The organism is Pseudomonas weihenstephanensis (assembly GCF_016812185.1).
Taxonomy (GTDB): domain Bacteria; phylum Pseudomonadota; class Gammaproteobacteria; order Pseudomonadales; family Pseudomonadaceae; genus Aquipseudomonas; species Aquipseudomonas weihenstephanensis.
Genome location: NZ_JAAEBV010000006.1, coordinates 131744 through 147094 on the forward strand (window position 1 = coordinate 131744; position 15351 = coordinate 147094).

Genomic DNA, 15351 nt, shown 5'->3' on the forward strand with positions numbered 1-15351 from the left:
CGCGCTATTGCTCAAGGAATTGACATGCAACTTATCTGGCTACGAAGCGACCTGCGCCATCTCGACAACACCGCCCTGAGTGCTGCCACCCACCGCGGCCCCACCACAGCCGTGTACCTGATCAGCCCGCAACAATGGCTGGCCCATGACGACGCGCCATGCAAAGTCGATTTTTGGTTGCGTAACCTGCGCACGCTGAGTGACAGCCTGCAACAGCTCAATATCCCGCTGCTGATTCGCACCTGCCCGACGTGGGATCAAGCGCCCGTGGTACTGCTGCAGTTATGCCAACAACTGGGCGTGCAAGCGCTGCACACCAATCAGGAATACGGCATCAACGAAACCCGGCGCGATGAGGCGGTGGCTCACACCCTTGAAGCCCGGGGCATTGAGTTCCACTCTTACTTGGACCAACTGTTGTTTCAGCCGGGCAGCATCTTGACGCAATCGGGCTCCTACTTTCAGGTCTTCAGCCAGTTTCGCAAAATTTGCTACAAGCGCTTGTACATGGCCCTGCCGCAAACCGTTGCACCGCCCAAAGCCCAGGCACCGCTCAATATTGCGCGCGATGCCGTGCCTGATTCAGTTGAAGGTTTTGCATCACCCAGCGCATCCATTCGTGCGCTCTGGCCTGCCGGTGAAGAGGAGGCACAGCAACGTTTGGCGCGCTTTGCCGATCAACAGATTCACTATTACCAAGACGAACGCGACTTACCGGCCAAACCCGGCACCAGCCAGCTTTCAGCTTATTTGGCCGCTGGGGTCATCTCGCCCCGCCAATGCCTGCACGCCGCCTTGCAAAGTAATAACGGCGAGTTCGAAAGCGGCAGCCCCGGTGCGCTTACCTGGATCACCGAACTGCTGTGGCGCGAATTCTACAAACACATAGTGGTCGGTTACCCACGCGTCTCTCGCCATCGTGCCTTTCGACTTGAAACCGAGTTTTTGCCGTGGCGCGACGCTCCCCAAGACTTGGCCGCCTGGAAAGAGGGCCGCACCGGCTTCCCGATCATTGATGCCGCCATTCGCCAATTGCTGGACACCGGCTGGATGCACAACCGCCTGCGCATGGTAGTGGCCATGTTCCTCACCAAAAACCTGCTGATCGACTGGCGTGAAGGCGAGCGTTTCTTTATGCAGCACCTGATCGACGGCGACCTGGCCGCCAACAACGGTGGCTGGCAATGGAGTTCGTCTACCGGCACCGATTCGGTCCCCTATTTCAGAATTTTCAATCCCCTGAGCCAGTCCGAACGCTTCGACCCCGACGGGGTTTTCATCAAACACTGGCTGCCCGAACTGGCGGACCTGAACAAAAAACAGGTGCATAACCCGGCCTCGGCAGGCGGGTTGTTTGGCGTGGCAGAGTACCCGGCCCCCATCGTCAACTTGAGCCAAAGCCGCGAACGGGCCCTGAGTGCCTTCAAAAACTTACCCTCCAAACAAATGCTCGAGGTGAGCCATGGCTGACGGGCGACGGATTTGGCTCACAGGCGCCAGCAGTGGCATGGGCGCACACATGGCCGAGGAGCTGCTTAAAAGCGGCGCCCGCCTCGCATTGACCGCTCGCACACTGGCGCCGCTCAAAGCCTTGTCCGATCGCTATCCCGACCAAGTGCTCCTCGTGCCGGGAGATTTGACTGACCGCTCGCAGGTGCGTGAAATCGGCAACCGCATCACCCAACTCTGGGGCGCTCTGGACACGGTGATCCTCAACGCGGGCACCTGCGAATACGTGGACGTGCGCCATTTTGACGCTACGGTGATTGAGCGCGTGGTGCGCACCAACTTGCTGGCCACCAGTTATTGCCTTGAGAGCGCGTTGCCTTTACTGCGCGCCGGTTCGCGCCCGCATGTGGTGGGCGTGGTCAGTTCGGTCACCTATTGGGCACTGCCACGCGCCGAAGCCTATGGCGCATCCAAAGCCGGCCTGCGCTACTTGCTCCAATCCCTGCGTATCGATCTGGCCCAGGAAGGGATTGACGTCACCCTTGTCAGCCCAGGCTTTGTCGACACTCCGCTGACAGAAAAAAATGACTTCCCGATGCCCATGCGCTGGCCTGCGCACAAAGCCGCCCGGCATATTTGCCAGCGCTTGCAAAAACGCCCGCTGGAGATCGCCTTCCCGACCCTGTTCATTGCCACATTGCGACTGTTGGCGAGCCTGCCCAAACGCCTCCAAGTGGCGTTGGGCAGACGCTTGGCGCGCACCTCTGACGGAAAACCATCATGAAAATCGCGATCATTGGCAGCGGCATCTCAGGGCTGACCTGCGGTTATTTACTGCATAAAGCGCACGATATCAGTGTGTTCGAAGCCAGTGACTGGATCGGGGGGCATACGCACACCGTTGAGGTGAATGTAAACGGCCAGACCCATGCCGTGGACACCGGCTTCATTGTGTTCAATGACTGGACCTACCCCAATTTCATCACACTGATGACGCAACTGGGCGTGCGCTCCAAGGCCACAGAAATGAGCTTTTCTGTGCACGACACCCGCAGCTCGCTCGAATACAACGGCAATACCCTCAATAGTTTGTTTGCCCAGCGCAGCAACCTGTTGTCGCCCAGGTTCTGGGGCATGTTGCGCGATATCGTGCGCTTCAACCGCGAAGCCATTCGCGATTTGGAGGAGCAACGTATTGCCAGTGACACCCAGCTGGGCGACTACCTACAGCAGCGCGGCTATGGCACACGTTTTATCGAGCACTACATCGTACCGATGGGCGCCGCGATCTGGTCCATGTCACTGGACGACATGCTGCGCTTTCCGCTGCAATTCTTTGTGCGTTTTTTCAAGAATCACGGCTTGCTCAGCATCAGCAATCGCCCGCAATGGCGTGTGATTGAAGGCGGCTCCAGTGCCTACATCAAACCGTTGAGCGCAGGTTTTGCCGACAACATCCACCTTAAGTGCCCGGTCACCCAGGTCGAACGTTACGAACAAGGTGTACTGATACACAGCGGCGCAGGCACTGAACGTTTCGACAAAGTCATTTTTGCCTGCCACAGCGATCAAGCCCTCAAGCTGCTGGCCGCACCGTCAGCCGCCGAGCAACACATCCTCGGCGCGCTGCCCTATGCCGACAATGATGTGGTGTTGCACACCGATACCCGCCTGTTGCCTGATCGAAAACTGGCGTGGGCCAGCTGGAACTATCGATTGGGTAACGCAGGACAAAAACGTGCGGCTGTGACCTATGACATGAACATCCTGCAAGGCATCCAGAGCGAGACCACTTTTTGCGTCAGCCTCAACCAAACCTCAGCGATTGATCCGCGCAAAGTGCTGGCCAGCTACACCTACGCTCACCCGCAATACAGTTTGGCTGGCGTAGCGGCTCAAGCCCGCTGGCAAGAGCTGCTGGGGCCTCAGCACAGCTATTTTTGTGGTGCCTATTGGGCCAATGGCTTCCATGAAGACGGCGTGGTCAGCGCACTGCGCGTGGCCAAAGCTTTCGGCCAAACGTTATGAACAGCGCCCTGTACAGCGGCTGGATCGCCCATCGACGTTTTACAGCGCGTGGTCATGCGTTCCGCTATCGCATCGGCCTGCTGTATCTGGACCTGGATGAGCAAGACGCTGTACTGGGGTTGTCACCGCTGGCCGGCAAAAGTCGCTTTGCGCCCTTCTCCTTTCGTGAAAGCGATTACTTAAAAACCTACACCGAAGCCGGCATGCGCCTGATTGATGCAGTGCGCCAGCAAGTGGGCATAGCGTTAGGCCGCACGCCACAAGGTGCGGTTCGTTTATTGACTCAAGCCCGCAGCTGGGGGCTGTCCTTCAACCCGGTGAGTTTCTTTTACTGCTACGAAACGGATGGAAAACTGGCCGCCATCCTGTGCGAAGTGACCAACACACCGTGGCGCGAACGCTACCACTACGTACTGCCCGTCGAGGGTGACAGCTTTGCGCATGTCGCCGTGGCCAAGGCCTTTCACGTCTCGCCGTTTTTGCCGCGCGATCTGGAATACCGCATGAGTTTCAGCCCTCCAGGCGCCCGTCTTGGGGTGCACATGGCGGACTGGCAAGGCGAACTGAAGGTCTTCGATGCCACGCTCAACCTGCACCGTACAGAACTGGACCGCGCGAGTTTGCACCGCTACCTGCGCCAATTTCCGTGGATGACGGCCAAAACCTGCCTGGCTATTTACTGGCAAGCCTTACGCCTTTTTCTTAAACGTACACCGATTGTTTCTCACCAGGCCGCCGACGGCGCCTTTCGCATTGCTGCCCTGCAACCCAAGGATCAACACCATGAAAAGCCCTAGCCTGGTGAGCAAGTCCTCGCTCTCGACCACCCACAATCTGACCAGCGTGCTGTTAAGGCGCGGGGTGATGCGCCAATTGAATCAATTGAAAAATGGCCATCTGGTCATCATCGAAAACGGTGAGCCGCATGTTTTTGGGGATTGCAGTGCGAGCATGGTCGCTGAAGTACAGATTCACGACGCCAGTGTGTGGGGCATGATCGCCAGCAACGGCTCGATTGGCGCAGGCGAAGCGTTCATACACGGCTACTGGAGTTCACCCGATCTGACCAAAGTGATTCAGGTGCTGGTCAGTAACATGCAGGTACTGGATGCCCTGGAAGGCGGGCTGGCGCGACTGGGGCGGCCGTTGATTCGCGCTCTGCATTGGGTCAATCGCAATACGCGTAAAGGCTCGCAAAAAAATATTGCCGCGCATTACGATTTGGGCAATGAAATGTTCGAGCAGTTTCTCGACCCCACCATGATGTATTCCGCGGCGCAGTTCCTCAGCCCCGACGACACGCTGGAGCAGGCCCAGCTCAATAAACTGGAGCGTATCTGCCAAAAACTCAACCTCAAACCCGAAGACCATTTACTGGAAATCGGTACGGGTTGGGGCAGCATGGCACTGTTCGCCGCACAGCATTACGGCTGCAAAGTGACCACCACCACCTTGTCCAAAGAACAGTTCGACTACACCCAGGCCCGCGTTGAAACCCTGGGCTTACAGGACCAAGTGACCTTGCTGCTGGAGGATTACCGCGACCTGACAGGGCAATACGACAAGCTGGTGTCGATTGAAATGATTGAGGCGGTTGGCCATCGCTTCTTGCCGAACTATTTCAAGCAATGTTCGCACTTGCTCAAACCCCACGGCTTGATGCTGCTGCAAGCCATCACGATTCGCGAACAGCGCTATGAGCAGGCCAAAAGCAGTGTGGACTTTATCCAACGCTACATTTTCCCCGGTGGCGCATTGCCCAGCGTGCAAAAAATGCTCGCCATTGTGGGCAGCGATACCGACATGAACCTTATGCACATGGAAGATTTTGGCCTGCACTACGCCAAAACCCTGCGCCTGTGGCATGAGAATTTTCGCCGCGCCCACGGGCGTTTGACGGAGCTGGGTTACGACGAGTACTTCCTGCGCTTGTGGGAGTTTTACCTGTGTTACTGCGAAGGCGGCTTTTTGGAGCGCAGCATCGGCACCGCACAATTACTGTTGGCTAAACCCGCCGCCATGAACCCACCATTACTCGGCCGCTTCAATGCTTGAAAAGCAGTTGGCCAATGCCGTGCTGTTTCAGCTCGGCTGGTTTGCCTGTGTGTTGGGCGGCAACAGTGCCTGGCTCTGGCTGGCGGCTGGCGCGCTGCTGATCCACGTGGTGTGGATAAGTCGCTCATGGGCCGAACTGCGTCTGATGGTGTGCGTGTGCATGCTCGGTACGCTGGTCGACAGTCTGCTCCTCAACGCGGGCGTGTTTGCGTTCACGCAGGCCCAGTGGCTGATCCCGTTCTGGTTGATGGTGCTTTGGGCCTTACTGGCGACGACGCTGAACCATTGCCTGGCATGGACCGCACAACCTCGTTGGCGGGCCGCACTGCTGGGTGCCGTCGGCGGGCCGCTGTCCTATTACGCCGGGCAACGGCTGGGAGCCGTGACGTTCCCATTCGGTGTGTGGCCAACGCTGCTTGGACTAGGCGTGTTGTGGGCGGGATTGTTTGCAGCACTGCAATGGATCGCCGCAAAACACGTCAACCCCCGTAGCCGTGAGCTTGCTCGCGACCCGACTTAACCACGGTGCGACGCCTCGGGGGTAGCGCAGTGACAGGGTGTGCGATTGTCAGCTGTTTTACACCTGAACGCAGCACTGCCTTACACTGCGCGCCTATGACCAACATCCCCCTGACTGAAATTACCGAACCCGCCGTCACCTGTTCGACGTGTGCGGCGTGCTGCTGCCAACTGGAAGTGATGCTGATCACCGAAACCGGTGTGCCCGAACGCTTTATCGACACCGATGACTGGGGGGGCGAAGTGATGTTGCGCCTTGACGATGGCTGGTGTGCGGCCCTAGACCGCAACACCATGATGTGCACCATTTACGAGAAGCGCCCGCTGATTTGCCGCGAGTTCGAGATGGGTGACGTTGAATGCCTCAACGAACGCCAAGGCATCGCCACCGTCTATCGTTAGGCTACAACGGCATCGTGTAATGCAGTGCGTAGCTTTCCACCCCGTCGTTGGTGCTGGAAAGTCCGGCGTTGGAGTAGTGGGTAGCGCGAATGCCCACCTCATGCCCGCCGGTAAAGCGCAAACCGAAACCAATCCGGTCCTCAAACTGAAACGCGGTCCCCAGCTTTTGCTCTTCGACTTCGGTCTTGGAAAACAGCGCCATACCGATCCCGGCTTCGATGTAAGGCTTTACCGTTTCACCGGCAAATTCGTACACAAATACCGGGGAGAACGACAGGCTGTTGCTGCTGGATGACTTTTTGCCATCCCAATACGTGTAAGCACCATCCCAATAACCCGTAAGACGGCCGACATCGCTTTGTAACCAACTCTTGTCCCAGTCGGACTTCAGGCCCAAGCGATACGTCATGCTCGACTGACTGGTATGCCCTACCCCAAATTCGATACCGGCCGCTTGTGCCGTGAAACTGTGCCCCAGAACGGTTGCTGTAAGAACAGCCAAGCTAAAAAAACGCGTCATAAGAAAATCCTATTTTCGAATGCATAGGTCGTGTGTTGTGTGCCACATCAGGCAGGCGGTATGAATCCAATCACAAGGTGAAGTTCAACCCATTTGAACAAGCACACATTTTTTTACAGGTCGAAGCTTCGCACAACACCTGATTTATTCCATAGCACAGGTAGGATTTTTCGCATTTGTTCAGGTGAGGCGCTGGTCCAGAACTGCGTGTCTTGGGCCGGGCCACTGGCTAACAGACCACGTTCGTGGAGCAAGCGTTGCAGTTGCCGGGCCACGGCGGCACCGGTATCGATCAGGCAGATCGAGGGCGGGAGCATCTGACTGAGCAGAGGCTTGAGGAAGGGATAATGCGTACAGCCCAAAATAATCGTGTCGCACCCTGCGGCCAATAACGGCTCCACATAGCCGCGCAGCAGCGTGACCAAGGCTTCGCTGTGCAGGTCGCCGGTTTCAATCAGTTCAACCAAACCGGGGCAAGGTTGGGTAATGACGCGTACATCGCTGGCAAATCGATCCAGCAAGGCGGCAAACTTGGCACTTTGCAATGTACCGGTGGTGGCGAGCACGCCCACCACGCCACTGCGCGTAGCCGCCGCGGCCGGTTTGACGGCCGGCTCCATGCCAACAATGGGCCAGTTCGCATAGCGCTGACGCACATCTGCCACACCTGCGACGGTGGCGGTATTACAGGCTAGGACAAACGCTTTGGCGCCTTGACGCTGGAAGAAGTCAGCCATCACTACACACCGCTGACGGATGAACTCAGGGGTTTTCTCGCCATAGGGAATATGCCCACAGTCGCCGACGTAGAGCAGCGACTCATTGGGCAGTAGTGCGCGGATCTCATTGAGCACCGACAGCCCGCCTACACCGGAGTCAAACACCCCAATCGGCGCTTCACTCATGGGCAGGGCCGCACACACTGCACGCCGGGTCGCGTTTGACCCGCAACTCGCGAAACCGCGTACCCAGCGCATCAATCAATAACAAGCGCCCCACCAACGGCTCACCAAAACCTGCCAGTAGCTTGAGCGCTTCAAGGGCTTGCAAACTGCCGACCAACCCCACCAGCGGCCCGATCACCCCGGCTTCGCTGCACGTCAGGTCGTCATCGCTACCGTGCCCGTATAAACAGTGATAGCAGGGGCTGGCAGGTTGGCGCACGTCAAACACGGACAACTGGCCTTCAAGGCGAATGGCCGCGCCACTGACCAACGGTTTGCGCGCTGCGACACAGGCGGCGTTGACGGCTTCGCGAGTGCCGAAGTTATCGCAGCAGTCGAGCACCAAGTCCACCGCTTCCACGGCCTTGGCCAGCGAGTCGGCGTCCAGCGCGCGGCGATGGGCCAGCAAGGTGATTTCAGGGTTGATCGCGGCCAGTCGAGCCAGGGCCGAGTCGACCTTGCTCTGACCGACACTGGCCGTGTCATGGATGATCTGGCGTTGCAGATTGGTCACATCGACGTGATCGAAGTCAGCCACATGCAGTTCACCCACACCCGCCGCAGCCAAATACAACGCCACTGGCGAGCCCAGCCCGCCCAGACCGACGATCAGCACGCGGCTGTGCTTGAGTTTTAACTGGCCGTCGATGTCGACCTGTTGCAAGAGGATCTGTCGGCTGTAGCGCAACAGCTCCTGATCAGTCAGCACGGCAGCCGGCCCAGCGTAATACGCTCATGAGCGCCCAGGTCCTTGCGGCTTTCAACCTGGGTAAAACCGGCACCTTGCAGCAAGTCACGCACGGGCGCGCCCTGGTCGTAACCGTGTTCGAGCATCAGCCATGCCCCCGGGTTGAGGTGCTGCGGGGCTGCGGCGACAATCTGGCGAATATCGTCCAGCCCGTCGGGGCCCGCCACCAACGCACTTTCGGGTTCGAAACGCACGTCGCCTTCAGCCAGATGAACATCACCTGCGGCAATGTAAGGCGGGTTGCTGATAATCAGGTCAAAACGATGGTCGGCCAAAGCACTGAACCAATGACTGTTGAGCACAGTGACGTTGTCCAGCGCCAAGCGCTGGCGATTACGCTCGGCCAGAGCAACGGCTTCAAGCACACGGTCAACCGCCGTCACCTGCCAGGCCGCACGTTCACTGGCCAAGGCCAGCGCAATGGCGCCGCTGCCGGTGCCCAGATCCAGCACGTTAGCCGGCGTTGCAGGCAGCAGTTGCAATGCGGTCTCAACCAGCAGTTCGGTATCCGGGCGCGGAATCAACGTGTGTGGCGCCACTTCCAGGTCAAGATTCCAGAACCCTTGCTGACCCAAAATGTAGGCCACCGGCTCACCCGCCCGACGGCGGTGCAGGTAGTCGGCAAAGATCAGTGCCGATTCGCTGCTGACAATTTTCTCGGGCCATGTGTGCAGGTAACTGCGCGACTTGCCCAGGGCGGCGGCCAACAACAACTCGGCATCCAGTCGGGCCGTGGGCGAGTCAGGCAGTTCGGCAGCCCGTAACAAGCTGGCAATAATGGTCATTTATTCACCCAACGCGGTCAGTTGATCGGCCTGGTATTCGGCTAACAACGGCTCGATCACGGCTTCAACGCCGCCTGCCAGCACTTCATCCAATGAATACAAGGTGAGATTGACGCGGTGATCGGTCACTCGTCCTTGCGCAAAATTGTAGGTCCGGATGCGCTCGGAGCGGTCTCCCGAGCCCACCAGCAACTTACGCTCGCTGGCAATGGCATTGGCCGCAGCGCTGGTTTGCTGGTCATTCAATTTAGCTGAAAGCCACGACATCGCCCGTGCACGGTTTTTATGCTGCGAACGCTCTTCCTGACACTCAACTACGATGCCCGAAGGCAAGTGAGTGATACGGATGGCCGAGTCGGTCTTGTTGACGTGCTGACCGCCCGCGCCGGAAGAACGGTAGGTATCAACACGCAAATCGGCAGGATTGATCTCAATGGCTTCCTGCTCATCGGGTTCAGGCAACACTGCCACGGTGCAGGCAGAGGTGTGAATACGGCCCTGAGACTCGGTGGCAGGGACTCGCTGAACGCGGTGCACGCCGGACTCGAACTTCAACTTGCCGTAAACGTTGTCCCCTTCGACGCGAGCAATGACTTCTTTATAGCCGCCATGCTCACCCGGGTTTTCAGACAGGATTTCCAGCCTCCAGCCACGACGCTCAGCGTAACGGGAGTACATGCGAAACAGGTCACCGGCAAAGATCGCCGCCTCATCACCGCCCGTACCGGCACGAATTTCGAGGAATACGTTACGCCCGTCGTTCGGGTCTTTGGGCAGCAGCATGCGTTGCAGATCACCTTCGAGCTCAATCAGCCGCTCTTTGGCTTCGCGCACCTCCTCAACCGCCATTTCACGCATGTCGGGGTCGCTGTCTTTGAGTAACGCTTGTGCGCCTTCAAGGTCAGCCTGGACTTTTAGCCATTGGCTATAAGCACCAACAATAGGCTCAACTTCTGCGTACTCCTTGGAATACGCACGAAATTTGGTTTGATCCGAAATGACCTCGCCATCGCCAAGCAACGCGGTCAATTCTTCAAAACGGTCCTGGAGGATGTCCAGCTTATTAAGCAGTGACGCTTTCATTACGATTTTTTATCCGCAGAGCTATCCGATGAGCCCTCACCGAGGGCAAAAAGTTCTTGGGCCATGGCCAGCGCATCGAGGCGGCCTTCGGCGGAAAGCTTTTTCAGCTGCACGCTGGGGGCGTGAAGCAATTTATTCGTCAAGCCGCGTGCCAGTTGTGCCAGCACGTCTTCAGGGTTGCCGCCATTGGCGAGCATTTTCTGGGCTTTTTGCAATTCTTCGTCACGCAGGCGCTCGCCTTGTTGACGGTACGCCTTGAGCACATCAACCGCGGCCAATTCACGTAAACGCACCATGAATTCGTCAGCGCCAATACTGACCAGTTCTTCTGCCGCTTGCGCTGCGCCCTGACGGCTCTTGAGGTTTTCAGCCACGACCTCATGCAAGTCATCGACGGTATAGAGGTAAACGTCGTCTAACTCGCCTACTTCAGGTTCGATATCGCGCGGAACAGCGATGTCGACCATAAAAATAGGTTTGTGCTTGCGCAGCTTTAAAGCGCTTTCAACCGCGCCCTTACCCAAGATCGGTAATTGGCTGGCGGTAGAACTGATGACGATATCGCTGTGCACCAACTCTTGGGGAATGTCCGACAACAACACCGCATGTGCGCCGAACTGTTCAGCCAAAATGCTGGCGCGTTCAAGCGTACGGTTTGCCACCACGATACGTTTAACCCCCAGGTCATGCAGGTGACGGGCGACCAGCGTAATGGTTTCACCAGCACCGATGAGCAAGGCCTGACTGCGCTGCAAGTCGCTGAAAATCTGCTTCGCCAGGCTGACCGCGGCAAACGCCACCGACACCGGGTTCTCGCCAATAGCCGTTTCAGTACGCACTTGCTTGGCCGAGTTAAAGGTGGCCTGAAACAGGCGCCCCAACAATGGCCCGACAGTGCCCGCTTCACGCGCCACGGCATACGCTGACTTCAACTGACCGAGAATTTGCGGCTCACCCAATACCAGCGAGTCAAGGCCCGCCGCCACTCGCATCATGTGGCGAACCGCTGCGTCCTCTTCATGGATGTAGGCGCAGGACCTCAACGCATCGAGGTCGAGCTTATGATAGTCAGCCAGCCATTTCAGGACCGTATCGGCGGAAAGGTGGTCTTGCTCTATATACAGCTCACTGCGATTGCAGGTTGAGAGGATCGCAGCTTCGCGACTGTCGGTGAGTCGGCAGAGCTGCTGCAAGGCCTCAACCAACTGCTCGGGGGTAAAAGCCACGCGCTCGCGGACGTCTACTGAAGCAGTCTTGTGGTTAATACCGAGTGCAAGGAAGGCCATTCAAGATCGCTGATGATGACGAGAAGCCGGCAATTGTCCTACTTCGCCAGATTGAGAACAACCATTGCTGACTATTGTCTCTATAGTTAAGGTCTGTTGACGCCCAATTAGCCATCATCCTGGCCCTTCATATCGATAGTCGCAGCTGTTAGGGTTTGCCCTGTCGCATGTGTCATGATGCCCCGACCGCAGGTAAGTCGCCCTTCTCTTATATGAATAGATCCTCCGCGTTGCTCCTTGCTCTCGTCTTCCTCAGTGGCTGCCAGGTCTTGGCCCCCACGTCGCCGAACGAATCGTCCCCGGTCGAAGACGCCACTTCCGCACCCGAAAAACCAACGGTCTACAGCTCATTCAGCGAAGACACGCTGTACAGCTTGTTAAGCGCCGAATTGGCGGGCCAGCGCAATCGACTGGACCTGGCACTGGATAACTACGTGACCCAGGCCATCAACACCCAGGACCCGGGAATTTCCGAGCGCGCCTTTCGCATTGCCGAGTACCTGGGCGCCGATCAGGCCGCACTCGACACATCGCTGATTTGGGCCAGAAACGCACCGGATGATCTGGAAGCACAACGCGCGGCCGCTATTCAGTTGGCACGCAACGGCCGGTATGACGATTCCATGGTGTACATGGAAAAAGTCCTGCAAGCCAAAGGCGATACTCACTTTGACTTTTTAGCCTTATCGGCCGCCGAAACAGACCCAGACACCCGCAGCGGATTGCTCAAAAGCTTTGATCAATTACTCGCCAGGCATCCGGATAACGGCCAGCTTATTTTCGGCAAAGCCTTGTTGATGCAGCAGGATGGTGACGCACAAGGCGCACTCAAGCTGCTGGAACGCAATCCGCCGCAAGCCGGTGAAGTCGCACCGGTGCTGCTGCGAGCGCGCATCTTGCAAGGGCTTGATCGCGGCGACGAAGCCCTGCCGCTGCTGAAAAAAAGTGTCGAACAGTACCCTGAGGACAAGCGCCTTGGCCTGACGTATGCCCGCACACTGGTTGAACAGAACCGCATGGATCAAGCCAAAACCCAGTTCGCCAGCCTGCTCCAGCAATACCCCGAAGACGATGAACTGCGCTTTTCGCTGGCATTGGTGTGCCTTGAAGGCAAAGCCTGGGACGAGGCCGAAGGCTATCTGCAAACACTGATTGAGCGCGACAGTCACGTAGATTCAGCGCATTTAAACCTTGGCCGGATTGCCGAGGAGCGCAACGACCCGCAAGCCGCACTGATCGAATACGCCCTGGTTGGCCCCGGCAATGACTATTTGCCCGCCCAGCTGCGCCAGGCTGACATCTTGATCAGCCACGGCCGGGGCGCTGAAGCGTCCACCAAACTTGCCACGGCACGAGATGAGCAACCGGACTACGCGATTCAGTTGTTTTTGATCGAAGCAGAAACCTTGAGCGCGAACAATCAGACAAACCGCGCCTGGAACGTGCTGCAACAAGCGCTGAAACAGTACCCGGATGATCTGAACCTGTTGTACTCACGCGCCATGCTGGCCGAAAAGCGCAATGACCTGCCGCAAATGGAAAAAGACTTGCGCGCCATCATTGCCCGCGAGCCTGACAACGCAATGGCATTGAACGCGCTGGGCTACACCCTGTCAGATCGAACGACGCGCTACGCCGAAGCCAAAGCACTGATTCAGCAGGCTTACGACATCAACCCGGATGATCCGGCCGTGCTCGACAGCTTGGGCTGGGTGAATTACCGCCTTGGCAATCTGGATGAAGCCGAGCGCTTGTTGCGCCAGGCACTGGAGCGCTTCCCGGACCAAGAAGTCGCCGCGCACTTGGGCGAGGTGCTTTGGGCCAATGGCAAGCAGCGCGAAGCCAAGCAAATATGGGCCACGTTTCTTAAAGAAAACCCCGACAGCCCTCTCCTGCGCAAAACCGTTTTGCGCCTGACCGGATCCGAGACTCTTTAAATCATGTTTTATCGCCACCTGCGACACCTTATTGCCTTTGGCTTGATCGCCCTTTTGGCCGGCTGCTCGATGTTTGGCGCCCGTGAATCGGTCGAGGGTCACGGCAGCCCGGCGTTGTGGACAGAACACAAACAGCATCTGACGCAACTCGACGGCTGGCAGATCAACGGCAAAGTCGGAATTCGCGCCCCTAAAGACTCCGGCAGCGCGACCTTGTTTTGGTTGCAGCGCCAGGACTATTACGACATTCGCTTGTCAGGCCCACTGGGCCGGGGTGCCGCCCGCCTGACCGGCCGCCCCGGAAATGTGAGCCTGGAAGTTGCCAATCAGGGCCGCTATGAAGCGTCCACACCAGAAGAACTGCTGGGCGAGCAACTGGGCTGGAGCCTGCCCGTGTCACATTTGGTCTGGTGGGTGCGCGGACTACCTGCTCCCGGCAGCAAAAGCCGGGTCACACTCAACGCAGACAGCCGTCTGGCCAATCTGGAACAGGACGGCTGGAAAATTGAATACCTGAGTTACGTCGAACAAAACGGATTCTGGGTACCTGAGCGCGTCAAGCTGCACGGTACCGACCTGGACGTCACCCTGGTGGTGAAAGATTGGCAACCCCGTCAATTGGGTCAATGACATGCAAAAAAATCCACTGACGTTGCCTTCACCGGCAAAACTGAATTTGATGCTGCACATCCTTGACCGTCGCGAAGACGGTTATCACGAACTGGAAACGTTGTTTCAATTTCTCGATTACGGCGATGAAATGACGTTTTCGGTGCGCGATGACGCAAAGATCTGCCTGCACACCGAGTTCCCTGGCGTGCCCCACGATCAAAACTTGATCGTCAGAGCGGCAAAACTACTTCAACAAGACGCCGCCTGCCCGCTGGGCATTGATATCCGGATCAAAAAAGTGCTGCCTATGGGCGGAGGCCTTGGCGGTGGCAGCTCCAATGCCGCCACCACATTGCTGGCCCTCAATCATCTTTGGCAACTGGGCTGGGATGAGGATCGCCTGGCCGCATTGGGTTTGAGTCTGGGCGCAGACGTACCGGTTTTCGTACGCGGCTACGCCGCTTTCGCTAAGGGCGTGGGCGAAATCCTGTCACACGAATACCCCGAAGAGCCTTGGTATGTGGTGCTTGTACCGCAAGTCTCTGTAAGCACAGCAGAAATTTTTTCACATCCTTTGTTGACACGTAACACTTTGCCCATTACAGTGCGCCCCGTTCCCAAGGGAAACAGCCGAAACGACTGCGAAGCAGTAGTGAAGGAGCTTTACCCAGATGTACGTAAAGCTTTGAATTTGTTAGGTAAATATACCGAAGCAAAATTAACTGGAACTGGAAGTTGTATATTTGGGGCCTTCCCAAACGAAGCAGATGCTGATAAAGTCCTGCACCTTCTTACAGAGACCCATACAGGGTTTGTAGCAAAGGGAAGCAACGTTTCGATGTTGCATCGCACACTACAAAATCTGTAAGCGGAAACGGGTACACGGTACTCGTAGCAACAGATACAGGGGCGTCGCCAAGCGGTAAGGCAGCAGGTTTTGATCCTGCCATGCGTTGGTTCGAATCCAGCCGCCCCTGCCATTT

At 57.4% G+C, this 15351-nt stretch carries 16 protein-coding genes and 1 tRNA gene; 11 read left to right on the forward strand and 6 right to left on the reverse strand.

The genetic code is table 11. The annotated features are described in order from the left end of the window. Positions 1–24 precede the first annotated feature (24 nt). From phrB to GYN01_RS19205, 7 genes are all read left to right on the forward strand, one after another. Positions 25–1470 (forward strand): deoxyribodipyrimidine photo-lyase, encoded by a 1446-nt coding sequence (gene phrB, locus GYN01_RS19175; RefSeq protein WP_203307616.1) that lies wholly within the window; start codon positions 25–27, stop codon positions 1468–1470. Next, complete coding sequence (locus tag GYN01_RS19180) at positions 1463–2233, forward strand: SDR family NAD(P)-dependent oxidoreductase (RefSeq protein WP_048363120.1); 771 nt, start codon at positions 1463–1465, stop codon at positions 2231–2233. The genes phrB and GYN01_RS19180 overlap by 8 nt, the downstream gene beginning before the upstream one ends. Continuing rightward, positions 2230–3477: an NAD(P)/FAD-dependent oxidoreductase gene (locus GYN01_RS19185; RefSeq protein WP_048400266.1), complete on the forward strand. Its 1248-nt coding sequence runs from the start codon at positions 2230–2232 to the stop codon at positions 3475–3477. Before GYN01_RS19180 ends, GYN01_RS19185 begins: the two co-directional genes overlap by 4 nt. Then, positions 3474–4274: a DUF1365 domain-containing protein gene (locus GYN01_RS19190; RefSeq protein ID WP_203307617.1), complete on the forward strand. Its 801-nt coding sequence runs from the start codon at positions 3474–3476 to the stop codon at positions 4272–4274. The genes GYN01_RS19185 and GYN01_RS19190 overlap by 4 nt, the downstream gene beginning before the upstream one ends. Next, positions 4261–5532 (forward strand): SAM-dependent methyltransferase, encoded by a 1272-nt coding sequence (locus GYN01_RS19195; RefSeq protein ID WP_048400269.1) that lies wholly within the window; start codon positions 4261–4263, stop codon positions 5530–5532. Before GYN01_RS19190 ends, GYN01_RS19195 begins: the two co-directional genes overlap by 14 nt. Beyond that, complete coding sequence (locus tag GYN01_RS19200) at positions 5525–6052, forward strand: DUF2878 domain-containing protein (protein WP_048363116.1); 528 nt, start codon at positions 5525–5527, stop codon at positions 6050–6052. Before GYN01_RS19195 ends, GYN01_RS19200 begins: the two co-directional genes overlap by 8 nt. 95 nt (positions 6053–6147) lie before the next feature. Further along, positions 6148–6453, forward strand: a complete 306-nt coding sequence (locus GYN01_RS19205; protein ID WP_048363115.1) for a YkgJ family cysteine cluster protein — start codon at positions 6148–6150, stop codon at positions 6451–6453. 1 nt (position 6454) lies between these two features. Here GYN01_RS19205 and GYN01_RS19210 read toward each other — a convergent pair whose 3' ends face one another. The 6 genes from GYN01_RS19210 to hemA form a co-directional block, all read right to left on the reverse strand. Continuing rightward, positions 6455–6973: an acyloxyacyl hydrolase gene (locus tag GYN01_RS19210; protein ID WP_048363114.1), complete on the reverse strand. Its 519-nt coding sequence runs from the start codon at positions 6971–6973 to the stop codon at positions 6455–6457. Between the two features lie 113 nt (positions 6974–7086). Next, positions 7087–7878: a glutamate racemase gene (gene murI / locus GYN01_RS19215; protein WP_048363113.1), complete on the reverse strand. Its 792-nt coding sequence runs from the start codon at positions 7876–7878 to the stop codon at positions 7087–7089. After that, positions 7871–8626, reverse strand: a complete 756-nt coding sequence (locus tag GYN01_RS19220; protein ID WP_048400274.1) for a molybdopterin-synthase adenylyltransferase MoeB — start codon at positions 8624–8626, stop codon at positions 7871–7873. Before GYN01_RS19220 ends, murI begins: the two co-directional genes overlap by 8 nt. Beyond that, complete coding sequence (gene prmC, locus GYN01_RS19225) at positions 8620–9450, reverse strand: peptide chain release factor N(5)-glutamine methyltransferase (RefSeq protein WP_048400276.1); 831 nt, start codon at positions 9448–9450, stop codon at positions 8620–8622. The genes GYN01_RS19220 and prmC overlap by 7 nt, the downstream gene beginning before the upstream one ends. After that, entirely contained in the window at positions 9451–10533 is a 1083-nt protein-coding gene (gene prfA / locus GYN01_RS19230; protein WP_048363110.1) for a peptide chain release factor 1, read from the reverse strand. Next, a complete protein-coding gene (hemA, locus tag GYN01_RS19235; RefSeq protein WP_048363109.1) occupies positions 10533–11819 on the reverse strand; it encodes a glutamyl-tRNA reductase in 1287 nt (428 codons plus the stop codon). Before hemA ends, prfA begins: the two co-directional genes overlap by 1 nt. A 212-nt stretch (positions 11820–12031) precedes the next feature. Between hemA and GYN01_RS19240 the strand changes: the two genes are divergently transcribed. The 4 genes from GYN01_RS19240 to GYN01_RS19255 all read left to right on the forward strand — a co-directional run bounded on the left by GYN01_RS19240 (position 12032) and on the right by GYN01_RS19255 (position 15348). Then, a complete protein-coding gene (locus tag GYN01_RS19240; protein WP_203307618.1) occupies positions 12032–13756 on the forward strand; it encodes a tetratricopeptide repeat protein in 1725 nt (574 codons plus the stop codon). Positions 13757–13759: 3 nt separating this feature from the next. Further along, positions 13760–14386, forward strand: a complete 627-nt coding sequence (gene lolB / locus GYN01_RS19245; RefSeq protein ID WP_048400281.1) for a lipoprotein insertase outer membrane protein LolB — start codon at positions 13760–13762, stop codon at positions 14384–14386. A gap of 1 nt (position 14387) precedes the next feature. Then, positions 14388–15236 carry a 4-(cytidine 5'-diphospho)-2-C-methyl-D-erythritol kinase gene (gene ispE / locus GYN01_RS19250; protein ID WP_203307619.1) on the forward strand — a complete coding sequence of 283 codons (849 nt, stop codon included), beginning with the start codon at positions 14388–14390 and terminating at the stop codon, positions 15234–15236. Between the two features lie 37 nt (positions 15237–15273). Beyond that, a tRNA-Gln gene (locus GYN01_RS19255) sits at positions 15274–15348 on the forward strand. Positions 15349–15351 lie beyond the last annotated feature (3 nt).

Bases quoted from the DNA above. Each gene is read 5' to 3' on its own strand.
- GYN01_RS19195 (WP_048400269.1), top strand. From the start codon at position 4,261: ATGAAAAGCCCTAGCCTGGTGAGCAAGTCCTCGCTCTCGACCACCCAC.
- GYN01_RS19200 (WP_048363116.1), top strand. From the start codon at position 5,525: ATGCTTGAAAAGCAGTTGGCCAATGCCGTGCTGTTTCAGCTCGGCTGG.
- prfA (WP_048363110.1), bottom strand. From the start codon at position 10,533: ATGAAAGCGTCACTGCTTAATAAGCTGGACATCCTCCAGGACCGTTTT.
- ispE (WP_203307619.1), top strand. From the start codon at position 14,388: ATGCAAAAAAATCCACTGACGTTGCCTTCACCGGCAAAACTGAATTTG.
- GYN01_RS19180 (WP_048363120.1), top strand. From the start codon at position 1,463: ATGGCTGACGGGCGACGGATTTGGCTCACAGGCGCCAGCAGTGGCATG.
- hemA (WP_048363109.1), bottom strand. From the start codon at position 11,819: ATGGCCTTCCTTGCACTCGGTATTAACCACAAGACTGCTTCAGTAGAC.
- prmC (WP_048400276.1), bottom strand. From the start codon at position 9,450: ATGACCATTATTGCCAGCTTGTTACGGGCTGCCGAACTGCCTGACTCG.
- GYN01_RS19190 (WP_203307617.1), top strand. From the start codon at position 3,474: ATGAACAGCGCCCTGTACAGCGGCTGGATCGCCCATCGACGTTTTACA.
- GYN01_RS19240 (WP_203307618.1), top strand. From the start codon at position 12,032: ATGAATAGATCCTCCGCGTTGCTCCTTGCTCTCGTCTTCCTCAGTGGC.
- lolB (WP_048400281.1), top strand. From the start codon at position 13,760: ATGTTTTATCGCCACCTGCGACACCTTATTGCCTTTGGCTTGATCGCC.
- GYN01_RS19185 (WP_048400266.1), top strand. From the start codon at position 2,230: ATGAAAATCGCGATCATTGGCAGCGGCATCTCAGGGCTGACCTGCGGT.
- phrB (WP_203307616.1), top strand. From the start codon at position 25: ATGCAACTTATCTGGCTACGAAGCGACCTGCGCCATCTCGACAACACC.
- GYN01_RS19210 (WP_048363114.1), bottom strand. From the start codon at position 6,973: ATGACGCGTTTTTTTAGCTTGGCTGTTCTTACAGCAACCGTTCTGGGG.
- murI (WP_048363113.1), bottom strand. From the start codon at position 7,878: ATGAGTGAAGCGCCGATTGGGGTGTTTGACTCCGGTGTAGGCGGGCTG.
- GYN01_RS19205 (WP_048363115.1), top strand. From the start codon at position 6,148: ATGACCAACATCCCCCTGACTGAAATTACCGAACCCGCCGTCACCTGT.